This is a genomic window from Azospirillum sp. FG154 (assembly GCF_057809575.1).
This window is the reverse complement of the sequence record NZ_JBMDKF010000004.1, coordinates 140,776-159,073: the sequence shown is the minus strand read 5'-3', so window position 1 is coordinate 159,073 and position 18,298 is coordinate 140,776. Positions and strand designations below refer to the sequence as shown.

General features: G+C 67.9%; 20 protein-coding genes. 5 read left to right on the top strand and 15 right to left on the bottom strand.

Annotated elements, in window-relative coordinates:
* Positions 1 to 224 precede the first annotated feature (224 nt).
* The 6 genes from ACODS4_RS06675 to ACODS4_RS06650 all read right to left on the bottom strand — a co-directional run bounded on the left by ACODS4_RS06675 (position 225) and on the right by ACODS4_RS06650 (position 5,389).
* On the bottom strand, positions 225 to 1,550 hold the full coding sequence (locus tag ACODS4_RS06675; protein ID WP_488861943.1) for an ABC transporter substrate-binding protein: 1,326 nt from the start codon (positions 1,548 to 1,550) through the stop codon (positions 225 to 227).
* 155 nt (positions 1,551 to 1,705) lie between these two features.
* Positions 1,706 to 2,614 (bottom strand): LysR family transcriptional regulator, encoded by a 909-nt coding sequence (locus ACODS4_RS06670; protein ID WP_488861941.1) that lies wholly within the window; start codon positions 2,612 to 2,614, stop codon positions 1,706 to 1,708.
* 22 nt (positions 2,615 to 2,636) lie between these two features.
* Positions 2,637 to 3,203: a hypothetical protein gene (locus ACODS4_RS06665; protein WP_488861939.1), complete on the bottom strand. Its 567-nt coding sequence runs from the start codon at positions 3,201 to 3,203 to the stop codon at positions 2,637 to 2,639.
* Positions 3,200 to 3,862 (bottom strand): ParA family protein, encoded by a 663-nt coding sequence (locus tag ACODS4_RS06660; RefSeq protein WP_488861937.1) that lies wholly within the window; start codon positions 3,860 to 3,862, stop codon positions 3,200 to 3,202. Before ACODS4_RS06660 ends, ACODS4_RS06665 begins: the two co-directional genes overlap by 4 nt.
* A 99-nt stretch (positions 3,863 to 3,961) precedes the next feature.
* Positions 3,962 to 4,603, bottom strand: coding sequence for a hypothetical protein (locus tag ACODS4_RS06655; RefSeq protein ID WP_488861935.1), 642 nt, complete (start codon positions 4,601 to 4,603; stop codon positions 3,962 to 3,964).
* A 3-nt stretch (positions 4,604 to 4,606) separates the two neighbouring features.
* Positions 4,607 to 5,389 carry a helix-turn-helix domain-containing protein gene (locus ACODS4_RS06650; protein WP_488861933.1) on the bottom strand — a complete coding sequence of 261 codons (783 nt, stop codon included), beginning with the start codon at positions 5,387 to 5,389 and terminating at the stop codon, positions 4,607 to 4,609.
* 122 nt (positions 5,390 to 5,511) lie between these two features.
* Between ACODS4_RS06650 and ACODS4_RS06645 the strand changes: the two genes are divergently transcribed.
* Positions 5,512 to 5,808: a hypothetical protein gene (locus ACODS4_RS06645; protein WP_488861931.1), complete on the top strand. Its 297-nt coding sequence runs from the start codon at positions 5,512 to 5,514 to the stop codon at positions 5,806 to 5,808.
* Between the two features lie 29 nt (positions 5,809 to 5,837).
* Here ACODS4_RS06645 and ACODS4_RS06640 read toward each other — a convergent pair whose 3' ends face one another.
* Positions 5,838 to 6,056 carry a hypothetical protein gene (locus ACODS4_RS06640; protein ID WP_488861929.1) on the bottom strand — a complete coding sequence of 73 codons (219 nt, stop codon included), beginning with the start codon at positions 6,054 to 6,056 and terminating at the stop codon, positions 5,838 to 5,840.
* 27 nt (positions 6,057 to 6,083) lie between these two features.
* On the opposite strand from ACODS4_RS06640, the gene ACODS4_RS06635 reads away from it, so the two are divergent.
* Positions 6,084 to 7,298: a plasmid replication protein gene (locus tag ACODS4_RS06635; RefSeq protein WP_488861927.1), complete on the top strand. Its 1,215-nt coding sequence runs from the start codon at positions 6,084 to 6,086 to the stop codon at positions 7,296 to 7,298.
* 13 nt (positions 7,299 to 7,311) lie between these two features.
* Here the strand turns inward: ACODS4_RS06635 and ACODS4_RS06630 are convergent, their stop codons facing one another.
* From ACODS4_RS06630 to ACODS4_RS06605, 6 genes are all read right to left on the bottom strand, one after another.
* Positions 7,312 to 8,259: an HlyD family secretion protein gene (locus tag ACODS4_RS06630; RefSeq protein ID WP_488861925.1), complete on the bottom strand. Its 948-nt coding sequence runs from the start codon at positions 8,257 to 8,259 to the stop codon at positions 7,312 to 7,314.
* Positions 8,256 to 8,990: an ABC transporter ATP-binding protein gene (locus ACODS4_RS06625; protein WP_488861923.1), complete on the bottom strand. Its 735-nt coding sequence runs from the start codon at positions 8,988 to 8,990 to the stop codon at positions 8,256 to 8,258. Before ACODS4_RS06625 ends, ACODS4_RS06630 begins: the two co-directional genes overlap by 4 nt.
* 8 nt (positions 8,991 to 8,998) lie before the next feature.
* The gene (locus ACODS4_RS06620) at positions 8,999 to 10,135 is read right to left on the bottom strand and encodes an ABC transporter permease (RefSeq protein ID WP_488861921.1); all 1,137 of its coding nucleotides are present in this window, start codon (positions 10,133 to 10,135) and stop codon (positions 8,999 to 9,001) included.
* Between the two features lie 104 nt (positions 10,136 to 10,239).
* Complete coding sequence (locus ACODS4_RS06615; RefSeq protein ID WP_488861919.1) at positions 10,240 to 11,622, bottom strand: sensor histidine kinase; 1,383 nt, start codon at positions 11,620 to 11,622, stop codon at positions 10,240 to 10,242.
* Positions 11,619 to 12,296, bottom strand: coding sequence for a response regulator transcription factor (locus tag ACODS4_RS06610; protein ID WP_488861917.1), 678 nt, complete (start codon positions 12,294 to 12,296; stop codon positions 11,619 to 11,621). Before ACODS4_RS06610 ends, ACODS4_RS06615 begins: the two co-directional genes overlap by 4 nt.
* Positions 12,293 to 12,502, bottom strand: a complete 210-nt coding sequence (locus ACODS4_RS06605) for a hypothetical protein (protein WP_488861915.1) — start codon at positions 12,500 to 12,502, stop codon at positions 12,293 to 12,295. Before ACODS4_RS06605 ends, ACODS4_RS06610 begins: the two co-directional genes overlap by 4 nt.
* 168 nt (positions 12,503 to 12,670) lie before the next feature.
* Here ACODS4_RS06605 and ACODS4_RS06600 point away from each other — a divergent pair, with 168 nt between their 5' ends.
* Entirely contained in the window at positions 12,671 to 13,465 is a 795-nt protein-coding gene (locus ACODS4_RS06600; protein ID WP_488861913.1) for a MipA/OmpV family protein, read from the top strand.
* Between the two features lie 9 nt (positions 13,466 to 13,474).
* Here the strand turns inward: ACODS4_RS06600 and ACODS4_RS06595 are convergent, their stop codons facing one another.
* Positions 13,475 to 14,395, bottom strand: a complete 921-nt coding sequence (locus tag ACODS4_RS06595) for a LysR family transcriptional regulator (protein WP_488861912.1) — start codon at positions 14,393 to 14,395, stop codon at positions 13,475 to 13,477.
* Positions 14,396 to 14,398: 3 nt separating this feature from the next.
* A complete protein-coding gene (locus ACODS4_RS06590) occupies positions 14,399 to 15,025 on the bottom strand; it encodes an NUDIX domain-containing protein (protein ID WP_488861911.1) in 627 nt (208 codons plus the stop codon).
* Between the two features lie 191 nt (positions 15,026 to 15,216).
* Here ACODS4_RS06590 and ACODS4_RS06585 point away from each other — a divergent pair, with 191 nt between their 5' ends.
* Positions 15,217 to 17,412, top strand: coding sequence for an O-linked N-acetylglucosamine transferase, SPINDLY family protein (locus ACODS4_RS06585; protein ID WP_488861909.1), 2,196 nt, complete (start codon positions 15,217 to 15,219; stop codon positions 17,410 to 17,412).
* 74 nt (positions 17,413 to 17,486) lie between these two features.
* The gene (otnI, locus tag ACODS4_RS06580; protein WP_488861907.1) at positions 17,487 to 18,281 is read left to right on the top strand and encodes a 2-oxo-tetronate isomerase; all 795 of its coding nucleotides are present in this window, start codon (positions 17,487 to 17,489) and stop codon (positions 18,279 to 18,281) included.
* Positions 18,282 to 18,298: the final 17 nt, after the last annotated feature.

The window sequence follows — 18,298 nt, the reverse complement described above, 5'->3', positions numbered from 1 at the left end:
CGCGCCCCCATGAAACAGGGTGGGCCGAAGGGCTTTGCTGGTCCTCTCCCGTTTTGGGAGAGGACGGGGGGATCCATGCCCCACGGCATGAGGTGGGTGAGAGGGCGTCAGGGACCGGACGCGCCGATCCTTTAACCCCCCTCATCCGGCGCTGGTCGCGCCACCCTCTCTTGAGACCGGAGAGGGACTCACCCCGTCAAAGCCCCTGTGAAAGCGTTAAAACGTCAGCGCTTGTCCCAAGCGGGCATCGGGAACACGATGTCCTTGGTCGCCACGTCGAAGGGCCAAACCGTCATGTATTTGCCGTCCTGGACCTGAACGATGATGCCCTGGCCAAGCTCGTTCTGGCCGTTGTCATCGAACTTGACGCCCTTCCAGGGCAAGATCAGGCCGCTGGCCGGGATGTTGGTCTCTTGCAGGGCCTTGCGGATGTCCTCGGGCTTGGTCGAACCGGCGCGGTCGATGGCGTCGGCCAGCACGGCGATGCCGGTGAAGGCGCGGGCCGAGTTGCCGTTGAAGTTCACGCCCGACCGCTCGCGCATCAGGTCGTTGACCTTCTTGATGAGCGGGTTGCGTTCGGCTTGATCGAGCGCCCAGACCTCGCGGCTGATGATGTACTCGCCATCCTTGCCCAGGGTCTTGAGGAACTCGCTGTCGTTGAACCCGGCGTCGTTGGCCAGCAGCATGCTCGGCGAGAAGCCCAACTCCTTGTAGGTCTTCATCGACAAGATGGCGTCGCCGAGATAGGAGCTTTGCATGATGACCGCCGGGTTGGCGGCCTTCAGGCGCTGCACCTCCGACGTCATTTGCGTGGTCTTGGCCGGGTAGATGATCTTTTCCGCGATCTTGAACTTGCGCTCGTCCGACAGCTTGACCTGGAGTTTGGTGGTCTCGTTGCCCCACAGCGTGTTCTCGTTGAACAGGCCCAGCGTGCGCAGCTCTTTGCCGGTCTTCTTCTCCATCTCCTCAAGGAAGGTGAAGAAGTTGGTCACGAACAGATCGTCGTGCGGCGTGGTGCGGAAGAACCATTTGAATTTGCGCTGAGTCAGCGACGCCGACGAGGATTCGCCGTTCAGGAACGGCACGCCGTAGCGCTCCGCCACTTGGCTGGCGGTGGCGGTGACGTTGGAGAAATAGGCGCCGGTCAACGCCACCACCTTTTCGGTGGTGATGAGGCGTTCGGCCTCGGTCGCGCCGACCTGCGGGTTGCCCTGATGGTCGCCGAAAATCAGCTTGATCTTGGCGCCCTTCAGATGGGGCATGCCCGCGCCGACCACCAGACCATCCGGCGTGGCGATCTCCTTGTTCGCCATGGCGGCGGCCAGTTCGGCGGCGGCCTTCAGCTCCACGCCGGTCGAGGCGGCGGCCCCGGTCAGCGGGTAAATCACGCCGATGCGGATTTCCTCTTCCGCCCGCGCGCTGCCCGCGCCAAGCCCCAGGCCAGTCAGCGCGGTGGTCGCCAGCAAAGCCGCCGTCGCCATCAACCGCGTGATTGTCTGGCGGCGAGTGGCGGCGTGTTGACCCTTGGCCTTCGCAACCGTAAACCGCATCGTGAAATCTCCTCTGTTCGTGCCGTCGTTTTTCGTCGTTGGCTGTGGCGCTGCCTTGTCGGCTGAAATGGTTGTGCGCTTGAGCCGATGATGACACGAACAGTACTGATGCCGTCCAATCGTTTATTTTGATCCGAATTGATAACGGATTTCTATCAATCGCCCGACTCCGGCCCCAGCGCGCCATAATCGGTGGCCACCTCAACCGCGAGCTGCGCGACGATGGCGGCCATGTGGTTGTCATGGTTGGCCGGGTAGGCGGCGGAGAAGGACAGATCCGGCAGCGGCGATTGCGAGCGGATCAGCCGCAGCGTTCCGTTGGTCAATTCCCGTTGAACGATGGCGATGGGCACGACGCTGACCCCGACGGAATCCAACGCCATCCGCACCACGCTGGCCAGCGAACTGTTGCCGAACATCCGCACCGGAATTCCTTGCGAGGAAAACAGCTCGCGAATCACCCCATAAGGCTGGGTGGTGCGGGAAAAGGTGATGATCGGCCAGGCCGACAGCTCGTGCAGCGAGACCGGCTCCGGCGGCAGCTTCAGCGCCGGGCTGACCACCCAACCCAACGGGTAATTGCCGACCGGCACGGTTTTGAAGCGGATGTCGGTGTAGGACCCCAGCATCACCGCGATGTCGATTTCATGCCGCAACAGCGCCTCGCGCAGGCTGGGCGAGGTTTCCACCTCGATCTCCAGCGACACGGCGGGGTAGAGGGCGTTCAACCGTTCGATCAGGCGGCTGAGCCAGGTGTGGACCACGGTCTCCGCCACCCCCAGCCGGATGACGCCCCGGATCGCCTGCCGATCAGCCACAGCGTCCAGCAGTTCGGCGCGCAGCGCCATCATCCGTTCGGCGTAGGTCAGCAGAACCATCGCCTGCGGGGTGGGGGCGACCCGCCGCCCGACCCGCTCGAACAGCAACACCCCCAACTCGTCCTGAAGCTGGGCGATGCGGGCGGAAATCGCGGGTTGCGTGGTGTTCAACCGCTCCGCCGCCTTGCGAAAGCCGCCCAACCGCATGGTCCAGATGAAGGTTTCCAGCGCTTTCAGATCCAGCATCGCCCGTCCCTTCGATCCAGCCTCACACCTCGTCGAGGGATGCCAACGCGGCTTCGATCACCGCCAGACGGGCGCGCAACTGGTCGCGTTCGGCGATCAGCGCCTCGCGCTGGTCGGGCGCGGGCATGGCGGTTTCCCGCAAATCGCGCTTGAAACGGACGATCTCCGGTCGGGTCACGTCCGGGCGGATCAGGTTGCGCTGGTCGGCCAAGCGAAGCTGTTCGGTGGTCAGCGTCGCCAACTGGTAAACCGTGGCGTAGCTGGGCGGCAGCTTGGCCCCCGGCAAACGCCCGCTGTCCACCGCCTCGGCCACCATGCGAAGTTGATAGGCGACCTGATAGCCGAAGGGCAGCTCGTTTTCGACCATCGCCTGGAACTCGCCGTGCGGCAGCCGGTGGCGCGCCTGCACCAGATAGCGCCCGATCAGCAGGAATTTTTCCTGAGCGCTGCGCCACAGGGTGGCGATCTCATGGACGAACTCTTCACGCAGCAGCAGATCCAGCGGCGCTTCGGCCATCCGCTCGATCCGCTCATCCACCGCCATGTGACGGCGGGCCTGCGCCTTGGAAACCTGCTTGAAGCCGCTCATTGCCCCAACTCCAGCTCGTGACGGACAAAGGCCCACACCCCGGCGACATGCTCGATGCCCTTGCCGCCCTTCAACTCCAGCAGCCCCAGGCCGCGCCCAGCGGTGAATTGGATGTCCTCGTAATCCGGCACCTCGACCGGGCAGATCCGCCCGTCGCCCAACAGCTTGCGTTGCGCCTCGGTGAAGCCCCGCGTGCGCGGCTTCACCCGGTTCATCACAAAGGCGGCGTTCTTGCCGTAGCGGCGGACGAAGCGCATCCAGGGGCGCACCGAATCCAGATCATCGTCCGATTGTCCGGTGGGCACGACGATCAGATCGGACGACAAGGCCAACAGCTTGAACTCCTCCGGGTGATCCTCGATGGAGGGCGGCGTGTCGATCACCAAAAGGTCGAAACCGCTGATGCCGACCAGCGCCGCGCGAATGTCGGCGGGAGTCATGCCCGCCTCGAAATGGGTGATCGGGGCCATGCCGTCGGGACGCTTGGCGAACCATTTGGTCAAGCTGCGCTGTGGATCGAGATCAAGCGTCGCCACGGAACAACCGTCGAGCGCCGCCGCCACCGCGATGTTGCGGCTGAGCGTGGTCTTGCCGACGCCCCCCTTCGGGCCGTTGACCAACAGCCGTTTCAAGGGCGCTTGCCCATCGATGATGGTCATTCCCGTTCCTTTTCCGCCAAATTCCTGCGCGCCGTCCCCTGATAGCAGACCCGTGGCGCGGGGCAAAGTTAAGACATGTCTTAGTTTTGTGTTTGCCGGTCACACGCCCGGCATGCGCCGCACCGTCGCCGTCAACGCGCGCGGCGCGGAACGGTCAGCGGAGCGTCCCGAGGCGGCCTCCCCCGCCTGGACCACCGCGCGCAGCCGGTCGGCCAAGGCGCGTTCCGACGCGCAGGCATCCTCGCACAAGGCGCGGATTTCCGCGATGCTGGGCCGCCATTTGCGGGTGCGCCGCCAGATCCGGGCGGCGTGGTCGATGGCCCAGGCGGGAAACTCGCCCAGATCGTCAGCCCAGTCCATCGCGAGCAATTGCTCCACATCCGGGCTGGTCGCCTTGGCCGGGTAATGGCTGAGCAACGCCAGAACGCGACCCAACAGATGGTTGGGCGTGGCGGGGACCAAAATCTCTCCGACCAGCTCGTTCAGCGCCTGTTGGGCCAACAGGGCGTGGCGCGGCGTGACGTCGTCGGGCGGAGTCCAATCCTCGGCAATGCCGACGAAGCCGTCTTCGGCAAAGCGGCTGCGCCGGTCTATCCGTCCGCCGTCCAACACCGCCCGCAAGGCGGTGGGCAAGGCGTCGATCAGGCTTTGGCGACGACGCGCGGCGGGCAAGGCCGGGTCGAAGGCCAAGCTGACCGGCGGGCGGGTCGGCGGGGTGGGCAGGGAATGCAAATTGGCCATGTTTTACGCCCAGGGTGAGGGGGGGACGGCGGCGTTCAAGCGGTTGGCGACGCTGGTCCAGGCGGACAAACGGTTGTCGGCGGCGTCTTGACGCGCGGCGGCGCTGTCCTTGCGGGGGGACGGACCGGCGCGGGTTTGCCCCGGAATGTCCTGCAACAGCCAGGACCGCCACGCCGCGCCAAAATCCTTGTAGCGGTAGCCATGGGCTTGGCAGCGCCGGACGAAGAGTTCGGCGTGGCGATCCAGGTCGGCGTCGGGAAAGCGTGTCGCCGCCCAAAGGCGGTCGTCGGCGCTGGGCGACCAATCGTCCGGAACCCCGTTGTCCAAAGCCGACGGTGAAGCCATGCCTTCGCGCTTGGAGAGCGAGTCTGGAATTTGTTTTGTTTGAGGCTGTTCGTGACTCGCGGCTGAACAGGGGGAGTCCGCCGCCGAGTCAGGGACTGTCGGCGCGTGAGTCAGGGTGGGCGGCGTCAGCGACAGGCGATAACGGCAGCTCAACCGCCCGCCATTGGCCGCGCTGCGGTGTTCGACGGCGATCAGCCCGATGGCTTCCAACCGCCCGACGATGCGGTTGACGGTCGGGCGGCTGCGTTTCAGCTTGGTCGCCAAGGTGGTTTGCGAGGGCCAACAGACGCCCGCCTCGTCGGCGTAGGTGCTCAGCGCCGCCAGCACGGCCAGCCCGTCGGCGTCCAAATCCGGGTGGTCGAGCCACCAGGCGGGAATGCGGCCCCATCGCATCCCGCCGCGTTCGGGCGGGGCGCTGTGTTCGCTCGGGTCATGGGTCATGATGGGGATGGGCCTCCGCCAGTCGTGAGGGGGTGATTGGCGGCGAGGATTCGGAGCGGGCGGTGGGAAAGTCGAATCGCGGGCAACCGCTCTATGACGCCTTTGCTCGCGGCCCGAAAGCCATGACCCGCGACGATGGAGCGACAGCCCGCGACCATGGAGTCGTGGCCCGCGATGGCCACCCGAATCGGATTCCTGGTGTCTTTGGTCGCGACTATGGAGCCTTGACTCGCGATTCTCGCCCAAACGCCTTGGAGCGATTGCTCGCGATTTGCCGCCATGACTTGAGCTTGATCCCGATTGGCGGCGGCGAGGGGGCGGAAATGGCCGTAAAATCTTGGGCGGAAAGGGGAGAGAACAAAGAACAGGGACTTTTTTCTGTCATTCTTCGGATGGGCAGCCTTGGTCAAAACGGATGATTGAGCGGACGACCGGCTCTTCTGAAGCTTTAGCCCGCGATTCGCCGTTCGGGTTGGAGCGTTTGCTCGCGCTTCCGCCACGGCCTTCCGATTCGCGCGGCGTGATGAAAAATCGCGGGCAAAGGCTCCATGGTCGCGGGCTGTCGCGCCATCATCGCGGGGAAAAGCGCCATGATCGCGGGGCGTCGCTCCAGGATGCCGAGGCGGAATCGGTCGCCTTTGTTGCGCGCGGCGTCGGGCCGCGCCATGCTGACTCTCGACCTTCGGAGATGACGATGTCCAAATTGGCCCCGACCAGCGCGGCCCAGCTCATTCTGTTTGAGCTGGAAGACCGTTCGCAGTCGCATTTGATCGCGCTGTATGATCTGGCGCCGCGCTTCGTCTTCGTCTCACGCGACAACGACGCCAAGGACAAGGGCGAAATCGTCACGAAGGACAGCTTCATCAAGTCCGTGCGTCGGGAATTCTCCTTCCGTGGCCGCAACTATCGCCTGACCGTGCAACCCGCCCGCATCGACCGGCTCAGCGCCCAGCGGAAAGACGACCGCGCCCCCGGATCCGCCCCGGATCTGGTGGAAGTCGAAATTTTCCCGTCCGAACGCGAACAGGTGGTGGAGCAGGTCGTCCGCCGCCTCGCCATGGACCGCTCGCGTCTGTCGCTGACCGGGGAAAATCACGACAAGGTGCAGATGCGCTTCAGCCTGTATGAAATCCAACGGGAGCTGCGGGCGGTCAACCATACCTTGTCGATCCAGGACATTCGCGAATCGCTGACCATTCTGGCTCGCTCGCGCATCATCATCTCCACCGGCCCGGCGCCGGAACCGGGCAAGAAAAGCCGGGGCCAGAATTTGCTGGAATCGACCGCCTTTCCGGTGCTGGCGATCCGCTCGCGCCCGGATCTGGTGGACGAGGACGGCGGCGTCGAGGAAACCTATCTGGAGTTCAACCCGCTGGTCTCCGCCGCCATTCGCGATCTGGAGTTCAAGCCGATCTCCTACGCCTGGCTGATGAAGCTGAAATCGCCGGTGTCGCGCTGGCTCTACAACCGCCTGTCCATCGAATGCGACAGCGCGGAGGACGAGGCCAAGCCGGTGGCGATCAGCGCCGACGAGATCATCAAGAACAGCGGCATGAACGAATGGTCGCGCCTGCGCGACACGCTGCGCGTCGTCACCGCCGCCGTGGACGCCCTGGTGGACGAAGGGATCCTGGATCGGGCCGACAAGGAATACACCAAGGTCGGCAAGCGCATCGACGCCATCGACTATCTGCTGACGCCGTCGGCGAAGTTCCTCGATCAGGTCCGCCGTGGCCGTCGGGTCCAACGCACCAACATTGATTTGTTGAAGGCCATCGTCGGCACCGCCATGCGCCCGGATGGATTCGTGCCGTTGAAGACGGTGGACGCGGCGGACATGCGCGGCAAGCGGGCCAAGCGGCTCGCCGCCGAGTCCGCGCAAGTGTCGTTGCCGCTCAGCGACGAGTGAGCGGCAAGCGTCGTCACATTCCAGCTTGGCTGTCGGCGACCTCGCCGTTCGGGACGGGAACATAGGCGCGGACCCGCTGGCCAATCCGCAGCGAACCGTCGTCGGGCAGGCTCAACACCGTTTCCACCGTGCGGATGTCCTGCCGCGCGGTCGGATCGCCGGATGGCGTCGGGGTTCCAAACACCGTTCCGATGCGCTTGACGCTGGCGGGCAGCCGCACCGACTCATCCGATTCCAACACGATGGTGGCTGGACGGCCCACGGCGACGTTTTTCAAAAACGGCTCCTCCAGATCGCACCGGGCGATGCGCGGACCGTCGGGGACAAGCTGGAACAGCTCCGTCACCGTTTGAATCGTCACGCCGTCGCCGGGGCGGGCGCGGCGGCGTGAAATGGCGCCGTCCACTGGGGCGCGGATGGCCCGGACCTCAATCTCGAACTGGGCCTCAGCCGCCCGTTTTTCCGCCACCGTCGCCGTCGCCACGGCGGTGGCCAGTTGGGCGCGGCGGGCCGCCGCCTCGGTGTCCGCCTCGTCGAGTTGGCGGCGGCTGACGGCGTTGGCGCCCGCGTCGCGGCGGCGCTGGGCCTCCCGCTCCGCCGCCGCCAGACGCACCCGCTCGGTCGTCACGGCGGCGCGCGCCTGCTCCAGTTCCGCCTGGGTGACGGCGGCGCGCAGTTCGGCTTGGCGGGTGTCGATGCGGGCCAGGATCTGGTTGGCGACGACCCGGTCGCCCTCTTCCACCGTCACCGCCCGAATCAGCCCCTCGCGTTGGGCGGCCAGACGGATGACGCCGCCCTCGACGTCGATCCGGCACCGGGCGATCGCGGCGGGGCCGACGAAGGCCACCGGCGGGGCCGCCGCGTCGGCGGAATCCGTCGGGCCGCAACCGGCCAAAAGCGGAGCCAGAGCGGCGAACAGGGCGGCGGTGGACGCATGGCGGAGGTTCACAGGGGCGGTCATGACGAAGCACCATCAGCAGGCAAGGCAAGGGGGGAGGCGTCGGCGGGACGGTCGTCGGATTGAATGCGGCCATCCTCCATGGCCAACACGCGGTCGGCGAAGGCGATCAATCGGGGATCGTGCGAGACGCACACGACCGTCGCGCCGTCGTCGTGGGCGCAGCGGCGCAGCATCGCGCCGACGGCTTGACCGTTGCGCTTGTCCAGCGCGCTGGTCGGCTCGTCGGCGAACAGCAGGCGTGGTTTTTTGGCGAGCGCGCGGGCGATGGCGACGCGCTGCTTTTCGCCGCCCGACAGTTCCATCGGGCGAAGATGCTGGCCGGACCCCATGCCGACGCGCTCCAGAGACTCGAGGGCCAAGGCCAAAGCCTCGGAGCGTTTGAGCCGCAACCAACTCATCGGCAGCAACACCTGCTCCAGCGCCGACAAGGCCGGGAACAGGTTGAAGCCTTGAAACACAAAGCCGACGTTTTCCAGACGGAAGCGGTCAAGCGCCGCCTCGGCCAACGCGGCAAGATCGACGCCGCCAACCGTCACCCGCCCGGCGTCCGGGCGCGACAGCCCGCTCAACAGGGCCAGCAGCGTGCTTTTTCCGCAGCCCGACGGGCCGACGACGCAGGTCAATTCGCCCGAACGCAGGGTGAGCGACAGACCGCTCAACACCGGGGTGACGATGGCGCCGCTGGTGAAGGATTTGGTCAGCCCGTGGGCCGTGACCGGCAAACCGCTCATGAGGAACCTCAACGCAGCAGCATGATGGGATCGGCGCGCCGCAACTGGCGCAGGGCGAACAGGCCGGACGCCAAAGCGACCGTCAGCACGACGGTGACGGCGGCCAGAATCATTCCGCCATCGACGCGGGCGGGCACCCGGTGGACGTGCGCGGCCAGCAGCAGCAGGCCGCTCAACACGCCGGCCAGCAGCAAACCGCCGATGGCCAACCACAGGGATTGCGCCAGCACGATGCGGCGCAGATCGCCCGCCGACACGCCCAGCGCCCGCAGGGTGGCGTATTCGCGGATTGATCCGGCGATGGCCGCCGACAGGGTTTGGCTGGTGATGACGACGCCCACCAGCAGCGCCACCGCCGACCCGAAGGCGACGCTGACGCCCATGCCGGACTCGAAGATCCAATAGCGCAGCGTCTGATCGGCGAACTCCTGGGCGGTCCAGACGTCGAACTGGCGGCCCGCCGCCATGCGTTGCAGATCCCGCCGCACGGCGTCGGCGTCGGCGCCGGGAGCGAGGCTGACGACGAAATAGGCCACGTCGTCGGACTCGTTCTGCCCGTTGAGCCGCCCGGCGGTGCTGAGCGAGGCGATCACGTTGACGCCGCCGATGGCGCGCAACCCTTCGGTGACGCCAACGACGCGGACGCGATGCCCGCCGATTTCCGCGCTGTCGCCAATGGCGACGCCCAGCTTGTCCAGGTCGGCGGCGTCCACCAGGATCGAACCCGGCTCCATCAACAGCCGCCGCTGCGCGGGCGTCACGGCGCGCGCCAGCACGCCGCCGTCGGGACGGGTGTCGATGCCGGTCAGGATGACGGAGACGCCGCCGCGATCCCCCTTGGGCGCGCGCCAGTCGCCGCCGCTCCATTGCAGCTTTTCCACCCGCGCCACCGCCGGGTGGCGGCGCAGAAACACCTCCACCCCGGCGCGGATCGGACGCCCGGAATCGATGGTCTGGGTGCCGGGAAAACCGACCCACAGATCGCCGGTGGACGCGGTGATGTAGAGCGAGATGGTGGCGAAAAGACCGACCAGCAGCGCCACCTGAACCAGCACCAGCAGCCCCGAAAAGGCGATGGCCAGCGCGGCGGGCAGAAAGCGGCGCCAGTCGTGCAACAGCGTGCGGCGGGCGAGGGGAACGAGCATGGCGGGGTCAACAACCGAGGAATGGGGCGGCGCGTCAACCGACGCGGTGAAGACCCCGACTGTGCTCCGCCTTCATTGCGCCAAGCTTGCCCTTGCGCCGCGCTTCAGCAGGATTGTGACGGGAGAACCGAAAAATGCAGGCGAAAGCGCGCGCCGGACGCGGGCGCGCTGGAGTCGAGGCTGATCGCCGCGCCGGGATGGGCGCGGATGATCTCGCGGACCAGATGCAGGCCCAACCCGGTTCCTTGCCCGGTTTTGGTTCCGCGAAAGAAGGGATCGAAGATGTAGGGGGCGTGCTGGGGCGGCACGCCGGGGCCGTCATCCTCGACGATCAAGCCGCCGTCGGCGGAGACCGCGACCCGGATGCCGCCGCGCCCGCCGCCATGGCGGATGGCGTTGTCGATCAAATTGCCGACCGCCCGGCGCAGGGCGGTGGCGTCGCCCAAAATGTCGAGCCTTTCCGTTTCGCTGGAAAAAGAGATTTCGTACCCCTCTTCCGTCGCCAACGGGGCGACATCCGCCACCGCCTCGCGGGCCAGCGCGACCAGATCCAAGGGCGCCAGCGAGGCTTCCGACACGCGCAGCCGCTCCAGATCCAACAGTTTGGTGGACAGGTCGGACAGGCGCCGCGCGTCGCGCAGCAGCGCGTCTTTCAGCGGATCGTCGGGCAGCGCGTCCAGGCGGGTGCGCAGGATGGCGATGGGGGTGCGCAGTTCGTGCGCGGCGTCGGCGATGAAGCGGCGCTGACGCACGCTCCATTCGTCCAACCGTTCCAGCATGGCGTTGACCGAGCGGATCAGCGCCAACACCTCGCGTGGGATGTTGTCTTCGGGCAAACGGGCGCCGCGCCGGTCGGGGTTCAGCGCGGCGGCGGCGGCTGACGCGCGGCGCAGCACGCGCAACTGGCGGCGCACCACCAGGGCGATGGCGATCAGCGCGGCGGCCACTGGCGGGCCGAGGACGGGAATGACGCCTTCCATCATGGAAAGCGTGTCGAGGATCAGGTCGGGAATGTCCGCGTTCTGCAACGCCAGGACGCCCGCCTCGATCACCGCCGAGTCAAGGACGGGCAGCTCGTTTTCCGGGGATTTGATGACCGCCACGATGTGGCCGTTCTCGCGGACGGCCCAGGCGATGCTGAAATCCTGCCCTTCCCCCAGCGGCTTGGCGATGGGCCTGGGAATGGATGGCGGGCGTTCTCCGTGGGCGATGTCACCGTGCCTGGTCAGGGCGCGGAACCACAAGGTCGGGTGACGCTCCAGCAGATTTTTGAGAATCGGGGTTTCGTTCAGAACGGCGCGGCCCTGCTCGTCCACCGCCAGCGAGTCGGCGACCACGTTGATGACGAAGTTCGCCATCACCGCTTCGCTGCCGTAACGGTTGATTTGGAAGCCGATGATAAACGTCACAATGGCGGCCATCACCAGGGTCTGAACGGCGGCCAGCGTCGCGATCAGCCGCAGCGTCAGGGATGGCGGGCGCTTCACGCCGACACGCGCAGCATGTAGCCGACCCCGCGCACGCCGTGGATCTCCAGACCAGCCTCGTGCTCCTCCAACCGGCGGCGCAGGCGGGACAGGTGCGGTTCGATGGCGGACGGGCCGACGAAATCATCCTGGCCATAGACCACCGCCTCCAGCGCCTCGCGCGTCACCACCCGCCCGGCGCGCCGCATCAGCAGCTCGAACGCCAACAGCTCGCGGCGCGGCAGGGTCAGCGGCTGGTCGCCGATCCGCACCGTGCGGGCGTCGAGATCCAGCGTGGCGCGGGCCACCGTGATCGTATGTTCCGTCAATGGCGGCGGGCGGCGCAGCACCGCGCGCATGCGGGCCAGCAACTCGTCCAGTTCAAAGGGCTTGGCGACGTAATCATCGGCCCCGGCGTCCAGCCCCGTCACCCGGTCGCGCACGTCGTCCAGCGCGGTCAGCAGAATGATCGGCGGAGCGGTGGGGGAACGCCGGATGGCGGGAATCAGGCTGACGCCGTCGCCGTCGGGCAGGCGACGGTCGAGCAGCACCAGCGCGTGGACGCCGGACGCCAACGCCTCCTCCCCATCCGCCAGGGTTTCGACGTGATCGACCAGATAATCGCGCCGGGTCAGGGCGGCGCTCAGCGCGCTCGCCAGATCCGGTTCGTCCTCGACCAGCAGAATCCGCATCATCCGATTCCGTTTGCGTGTTTGAGAGGCGCGGACTGGGGCCGCCAGACCAGCGACCGGCAGGTCAGCGACCGCCGCGCCATGATGACATGAACGAGAAAGCCGACATAGCCCACGGCCATGACCTGCTTCAACCAGAAGGCGGTTGGGCGGTAAAGCGCGTTGCCGTACATGTGCGTGCCCAGCGCCAGACAGAGCAACGCCAGCACGGCGGCGCGACGCCTGAGCTATCCGGCGGGTGGCTTGCCGGAAGCTTGCAACACGACGCAATTTTTGTTCGGAGCCGTGCAAGCTCCGCGCAAGCTATGCCCGCTAACCCTGACGACGTTGGCGATTGCCGCCGTGACGTCAGACGCAAAATTAGAGGAGTGGTTCCGGTGACGGGAGTGTTGACGAGCATCGCGCGGGGCGCGGTCGGGGCTGTCGCGGTGGCGGCGGTGATGGGCGGCCTGTCCGGGACGGCGCGCGCCGCTGGGACCGAGGGGCCGCGCCGTGACTGGGACTTCATGATGGGCGGCGGCGCGGCCTACGTCCCGAAATACGAAGGCGCCAAGACGATGAAGGTCGCGCCGGTTCCGCTGGTGGACATCACCTGGAAGGACACCCTGTTCTTGGGGGCCAAGGGGCTGGGGGCCAAAACGACGGTGTTCGACCATCTGACGCTTGGCGCGTCGGTCGGCTATCGGGCGGGCCGCAAGGAAAAGAACCACAGCCGCCTGAAGGGGCTGGGCGACGTCAAGGACGCGGCGGCGGGCAGCCTGTTCGCCAGCTACGGCTTGGGCATTGTGTCGTTCGACCTGTCGGCGACCAAGGATTTCGGCGGGTCCAATGGCTTGACGGTCAACGCCGGGCTGAGGCTGGACTATCCGGTGACGGAGCGGTTCAGCCTGACCAGCGGCGTGTCGGCGACCTGGGCCGACGAGCGCCACATGCGCGCCAATTTCGGCGTCAACGCGGCGCAGGCCAAGGCGTCGGGGCTGGCGGCCTACAAGGCCGAATCGGGGATCAAGCGCTTCGACGTGACCGTCGGCGCCAATTGGATGGTTACGGACTCCTGGTTCGTCACCGCCAACGGCGGTGTCGGAATTCTGACCGGCGACGCCAAGAAAAGCCCGGTCGTGGTCGAGAAAGTCCAACCGATGGCGATGGTCGGCGTCGGCTATCGTTTCTGACGCGTCGGGTCAGACGCCCGCCAGCGCGTCGGCGTGGCGGCGGAACAGGCGGACCAGCGCCTCGGCCACCGCCGCCACCGCCGGAAGCTCGCGCACGTCGCCGTGCATCAGAAGATGCACGTCTTCGCGCAGATCGTCGGGCGGTTCGACGACGCGGACCAGATCGGCGTCGCGGTCGCCCAGCACGCAGGGCAGCAGCGTCACGCCCACCCCGCGCCGAACGGCGTCGAGCCGCATCGGCAATTCGCTGAGGCGGGCGACGATCCGTCCGCCCAGCGCCGCCGTCGTGTCGTCCACCCAACCCGATTGCGAAGGCCGCCGCCGGGTTTCCGGCAGGCCGATCACCGGCGCGCCGTTCCACGGCGCCGCCCAGTCGGGCCGCAAGCCGCGCGCGGCGTAGAGGGTGAAGCCGAACCGCCCCAACCGCCGCGTCACCAGATCGCCTTCCACCGGCACGCGGTCCATGCGCAGCGCGATTTCCGCCTCGCGCTGGGCGAGGTTGAGCGCGGCGCGGGTGCTGAGGATGGTCAGATCCGCGCCGGTTTCGCTCAGCAACTCTGGCAAATGGCTGGTCAGAAAGGTGGAAACCGACGAGGTGGCCGTGACCCGCACCGGCTGGGGAACGGCGACCTGCCGGTCGGCCCGCCGGGCGAAGGCCGCCGCCGCCGCGCCCATCGCCTCGGCGGAGTCGAGAACGGCGCGGCCCAGCGGCGTCAGCGCCAGCCGGTTGGGCAGACGGTCGAACAGCGGCGCGCCCAAAACGCCTTCCAACCGCTTCAACCGCCGCCCCAAGGTGGGCTGGCTGAGCGCCAGGGCGCGGGCGGCGTCGGTCAGGCTGCCGCTGCGGGCGGTGGCGAGGAAGGCGCGGATGTCCTCCCAATCAAGCGCCCCGTCGTCGATCATCCATCCCCCGTCGCCGCCTGGACTCATGGCTCAAACCTCCATCAGGCGGCGCAAGGCGGCGTGTTGCAGCAGCATGATGGTTTTGCCATCGACGATGGCCCCGCGTTCGACCATGGCAAGGGCGTCGGCCAAGGTCAACTCGACGACGTCGATGTCCTCCCCTTCCTCCATGTTGCCGCCGCCCTCGCCCCGGTCGGCGGCGCGGTATTCCGCGACGAAGAAGGCCAGCTTTTCGGTGACGGAGCCGGGACTCATGAAGGCGTCGAACACCCGGCGCGGCGCGGCGACGACGACGCCCAACTCTTCCGCCGCTTCGGCGCGGATGGCGTCCTCCGGGCTGCGGTCGTCGAGCAGACCGGCGCAGACCTCCAGCAGCGGCTCGGGGTGGCCGTTGACGTAGGCGGGATAACGGAATTGGCGGGTCAACAGCACCGTGCCGCGCGTCGGGTCATAGAGCAGCAGCGCCGCCCCGTTGCCACGGTCGTAGGTCTCGCGGCTCAAGGTCTGCCACGATCCATCGCGGCGGCGGTAGTCGAAGGTGGTTTTTTTCAGCACGTACCAGTCGTTCGACAGCAACGTGACGTCGCGGACGCGGATGCGGTCGCTCATCGGGTGTTCGGCGGGCGCGGAGCCGGTCGGTTGGGAGGCGTCGGGCATGGGCGTGATCCTGTCGGGTGGGCGTTGGCCGCATTCTGCCGTCGTCGAGCCTGCGCCGCAGCCTGTCAGAATTGAAGGGCGGCTGTGCGAATCCGTGGGCGTGGCCGATCCGGCGGCGGCGGATTTCCTGGACGTGGCCCGGACGCCGGGCGACAACAGGGGCGGACAATCCTGGATCCGTTGGGGACGCTGTGGCGACGATCGCGGAGGCGCTGGCTCTGGCGCTGGACCATCATCTGGGCGGACGGCTGGAGGCTGCCGAAACCCTCTATGGCCGCATCCTTGACGCCGATCCGGCGCAGCCCGACGCGCGGCATCTTCTGGGGGTTTTGGCCGGGCAGACCGGGCGCGCCGCCTTGGGCGTCGAGTTGATCGGGCAGGCGATGGCGCTCCGGCCCGACGCCGCCGATTACCCGTCGAATTTGGGAGCCTTGCTCGACGCGACCGCTGACCCGCAGCGCGCGGCGGCGGCCTACCGCCGCGCGTTGGCGCTGCGCCCGGATTTCGCGACCGCCTGGGCGCGGCTGGGGGCGACGCGGCGGCGTCTGGACGATGACGACGGGGCCATCGTGGCGCTGACCCGCGCGGCGGCGTTGGACCCGTCGGACGGCGCGTCCGCTGGGCGGGCGGCGCTGTTGCTGCGCCAGCGCGCCTTGGGGGAGCGGGAGGCCGGACGGTTGGCGGCGGCGCGGAGCCTGCTGCGGCGGGCGTTGGTCCTTGATCCCCAATCCGCCGATCTGCGTTTCGAGGCGGCGCAACTGGCGTATGCGGTCGGGGATCGCGGGGCCGCCGCAGACGAGTTTCGTCGGACGCTGGCGCTCGCCCCCGACCGGGCCGACGCCTGGGCCAACGCCGCCGCCCTGTTGGACGAGCGCGGGGCCGCCGCCGCCGCTTTGGACGCCTGCCGCCGCGCGCGGATTGGCGATCCGACGCTGGCGTCGGCCTGGATCAACCAAAGCGCGGCCTGTCTTGGGATGGGGCGTCACGCCGCCGCCGCCGCCGCCGCGCGGCGGGCGCTGGCCCTGGAGCCGGCTTGCGGCCCGGCCTTGAGCAATCTGGCGAGCGGCCTGCGATCTCTGGGCGCGGTGACGGCGGGGCTGCCGCTGTTGCGGCGCGGCGTGCGGCTGGGCAATTACGATTCCGAACGCGGCCTGTTGTCGGCCATCCTCTACGATCCGACGCTGGACGAGGAGGCGCGCTTCGCCGAGGCGTTGGCCTTCGCCCGTCGCCATGCGCCGTCGGTCGCCGCCGCCCCGTTCAGCAACGACCCGGCGCCCGACCGGCGGCTGCGGATTGGCTATCTGTCGTCGGATTTCCGCGATCATCCGATCGCCCGAAACATGGCGTCGATCCTCGCGAATCACGATCACGCGGCGTTCGAGATCGCGCTGTATTCGGGCGACTCCCGGTCGGACGCGATGACGGAGCGGCTGCGCGGCTGGGCCGACCGCTGGCGTCCGGTGGACGGCTTGAGCGACGACGCCATCGCCGAGCGGATCCGGGGGGATGGGGTTGATCTTTTGGTGATGCTGGGCGGGCGGTTCGACGCCAACCGCCCCTTGGTCGCCGCGCGCCGTCCGGCCCCGGTCCTGGTCAGCGCCCATGACGGCGGGACCAGCGGTCTGTCGGGGGTGGACGCGCTGTTGACGGACCGGATCCTGGCGCCGCCCGGCGGGCCGGAGCGTTTCACCGAACGGCCCTTCCGCCTGCCGGGCTTCTATTCCTTTCCGGTCCCGCGCGACGCCCTGCCGCCCCATCCGGCGGAGGCGGCGGCTGTGGAGGCGGCTGGGCGTCCGTTGGTGTTCGGCAGTTTGAACAACCCGGCCAAAATCAACGACGCCGTGCTCGCCCTGTGGGCGCGCGTGTTGATCGCCGTTCCCGGCGCGCGGCTGCTGCTGCGCTACAAGGGGCAGTTCCTGGAGCCGACCTTGCAACGCCACATCGTCGGCGTTCTGGCGGGATGCGGCGTCGGGGCCGACCGCCTGCTGTTTCCCGACGGCGCGACCGACCGGCGGCATCATCTGGCCATCTATCACGACATCGACGTCGCGCTCGACACCTTCCCCTTCAGCGGGGCGACCACGAGTTTCGAGGCGCTGTGGATGGGGGTGCCGGTGGTGACGCTGCCGGGGACCAACATGATGGGGCGGGTGTCCGCCGCGCATTTGAACGCGGCGGGCGCGCCGGAGTTGATCGCCCGCGACGCCGATGATTTTGTCGCCATCGCGGCGGGTCTGGCCGCCGCGCCCGACCGCCGGGCGCTTTGCCACGCGACCTTGCGCCAGCGGCTGGCGGCCTCGCCGACGCTGAACGGGCCGCTGCGGGCGCGGCAGATCGAGCGCGCCTACCGCGCGCTCTGGCGGCGTTGGGCGGCGGCGCGGGGTTAGAAAGATCGCTGGTTTCAAAGCCGTGTCCTGAGTGAGGACGTCCTATCAACCTCAGTTTGGAGCCATGGAGCGCCGTGCCCATCTTCGCCGCCAACCTCACCATGATGTTCAATGAATGGTCGTTCCTGGACCGCTTCGACGCCGCCGCCGACGCCGGGTTCCAGGCCGTGGAGTGTCTGTTCCCCTATGACCATTCGCCCGACGCCGTTGCGGCGCGGTTGCGGCGCAACGGTTTGACCCAGGCGCTGTTCAACCTGCCGCCCGGCGATTGGGCGGCGGGGGAACGCGGTATGGCGGCGTTGCCGGATCGCTTCGCCGACCTTCAGGCCGGGGTTGAGACGGCGTTGCGCTACGCCGAGGCCACCGGCTGCCGCCGTTTGCATCTGATGGCGGGGTTGGCCGATCCGGCGGACGCGGCGGCGCAGGCCAGTTACCACCGCGCCGTGGTCCACGCGGCGGACGCGCTGGCCGAACGCGGCGTCGATCTGCTGTTGGAGCCGATCAACGGGCGCGACATGCCCGGCTATTTCCTGAACGACTTCGCCCTGGCCGAACGGCTGATCGCCGATCTTGACCGCCCGAACGTCAAGCTTCAGTTCGACCTGTACCACCGGCAGATCCTGCACGGCGATTGCGCCATGGCGCTGCGCCGCCTGCTGCCGATCACCGGGCACATCCAGATCGCCTCGGTCCCCTCGCGCCATGAACCGGCGGGGGAGGAGCTGAACTATCCCTTCCTGTTCGAGGAGCTGGACCGGCTGGGCTATGCGGGCTTCGTCGGTTGCGAATACCGCCCGCGCGCCGGAACCCTGGCCGGTCTGGGCTGGTTCACCAGAGCGGCGCGGCGGTCAACCGGCGCGGAGGGGTGAAGCCGCCGTTCGCGCGG

Bases quoted from the DNA above. Each gene is read 5' to 3' on its own strand.
- ACODS4_RS06675 (WP_488861943.1), bottom strand. From the start codon at position 1,550: ATGCGGTTTACGGTTGCGAAGGCCAAGGGTCAACACGCCGCCACTCGC.
- ACODS4_RS06670 (WP_488861941.1), bottom strand. From the start codon at position 2,614: ATGCTGGATCTGAAAGCGCTGGAAACCTTCATCTGGACCATGCGGTTG.
- ACODS4_RS06665 (WP_488861939.1), bottom strand. From the start codon at position 3,203: ATGAGCGGCTTCAAGCAGGTTTCCAAGGCGCAGGCCCGCCGTCACATG.
- ACODS4_RS06660 (WP_488861937.1), bottom strand. From the start codon at position 3,862: ATGACCATCATCGATGGGCAAGCGCCCTTGAAACGGCTGTTGGTCAAC.
- ACODS4_RS06655 (WP_488861935.1), bottom strand. From the start codon at position 4,603: ATGGCCAATTTGCATTCCCTGCCCACCCCGCCGACCCGCCCGCCGGTC.
- ACODS4_RS06650 (WP_488861933.1), bottom strand. From the start codon at position 5,389: ATGACCCATGACCCGAGCGAACACAGCGCCCCGCCCGAACGCGGCGGG.
- ACODS4_RS06645 (WP_488861931.1), top strand. From the start codon at position 5,512: ATGACCCGCGACGATGGAGCGACAGCCCGCGACCATGGAGTCGTGGCC.
- ACODS4_RS06640 (WP_488861929.1), bottom strand. From the start codon at position 6,056: ATGGCGCGGCCCGACGCCGCGCGCAACAAAGGCGACCGATTCCGCCTC.
- ACODS4_RS06635 (WP_488861927.1), top strand. From the start codon at position 6,084: ATGTCCAAATTGGCCCCGACCAGCGCGGCCCAGCTCATTCTGTTTGAG.
- ACODS4_RS06630 (WP_488861925.1), bottom strand. From the start codon at position 8,259: ATGACCGCCCCTGTGAACCTCCGCCATGCGTCCACCGCCGCCCTGTTC.
- ACODS4_RS06625 (WP_488861923.1), bottom strand. From the start codon at position 8,990: ATGAGCGGTTTGCCGGTCACGGCCCACGGGCTGACCAAATCCTTCACC.
- ACODS4_RS06620 (WP_488861921.1), bottom strand. From the start codon at position 10,135: ATGCTCGTTCCCCTCGCCCGCCGCACGCTGTTGCACGACTGGCGCCGC.
- ACODS4_RS06610 (WP_488861917.1), bottom strand. From the start codon at position 12,296: ATGATGCGGATTCTGCTGGTCGAGGACGAACCGGATCTGGCGAGCGCG.
- ACODS4_RS06595 (WP_488861912.1), bottom strand. From the start codon at position 14,395: ATGAGTCCAGGCGGCGACGGGGGATGGATGATCGACGACGGGGCGCTT.
- ACODS4_RS06590 (WP_488861911.1), bottom strand. From the start codon at position 15,025: ATGCCCGACGCCTCCCAACCGACCGGCTCCGCGCCCGCCGAACACCCG.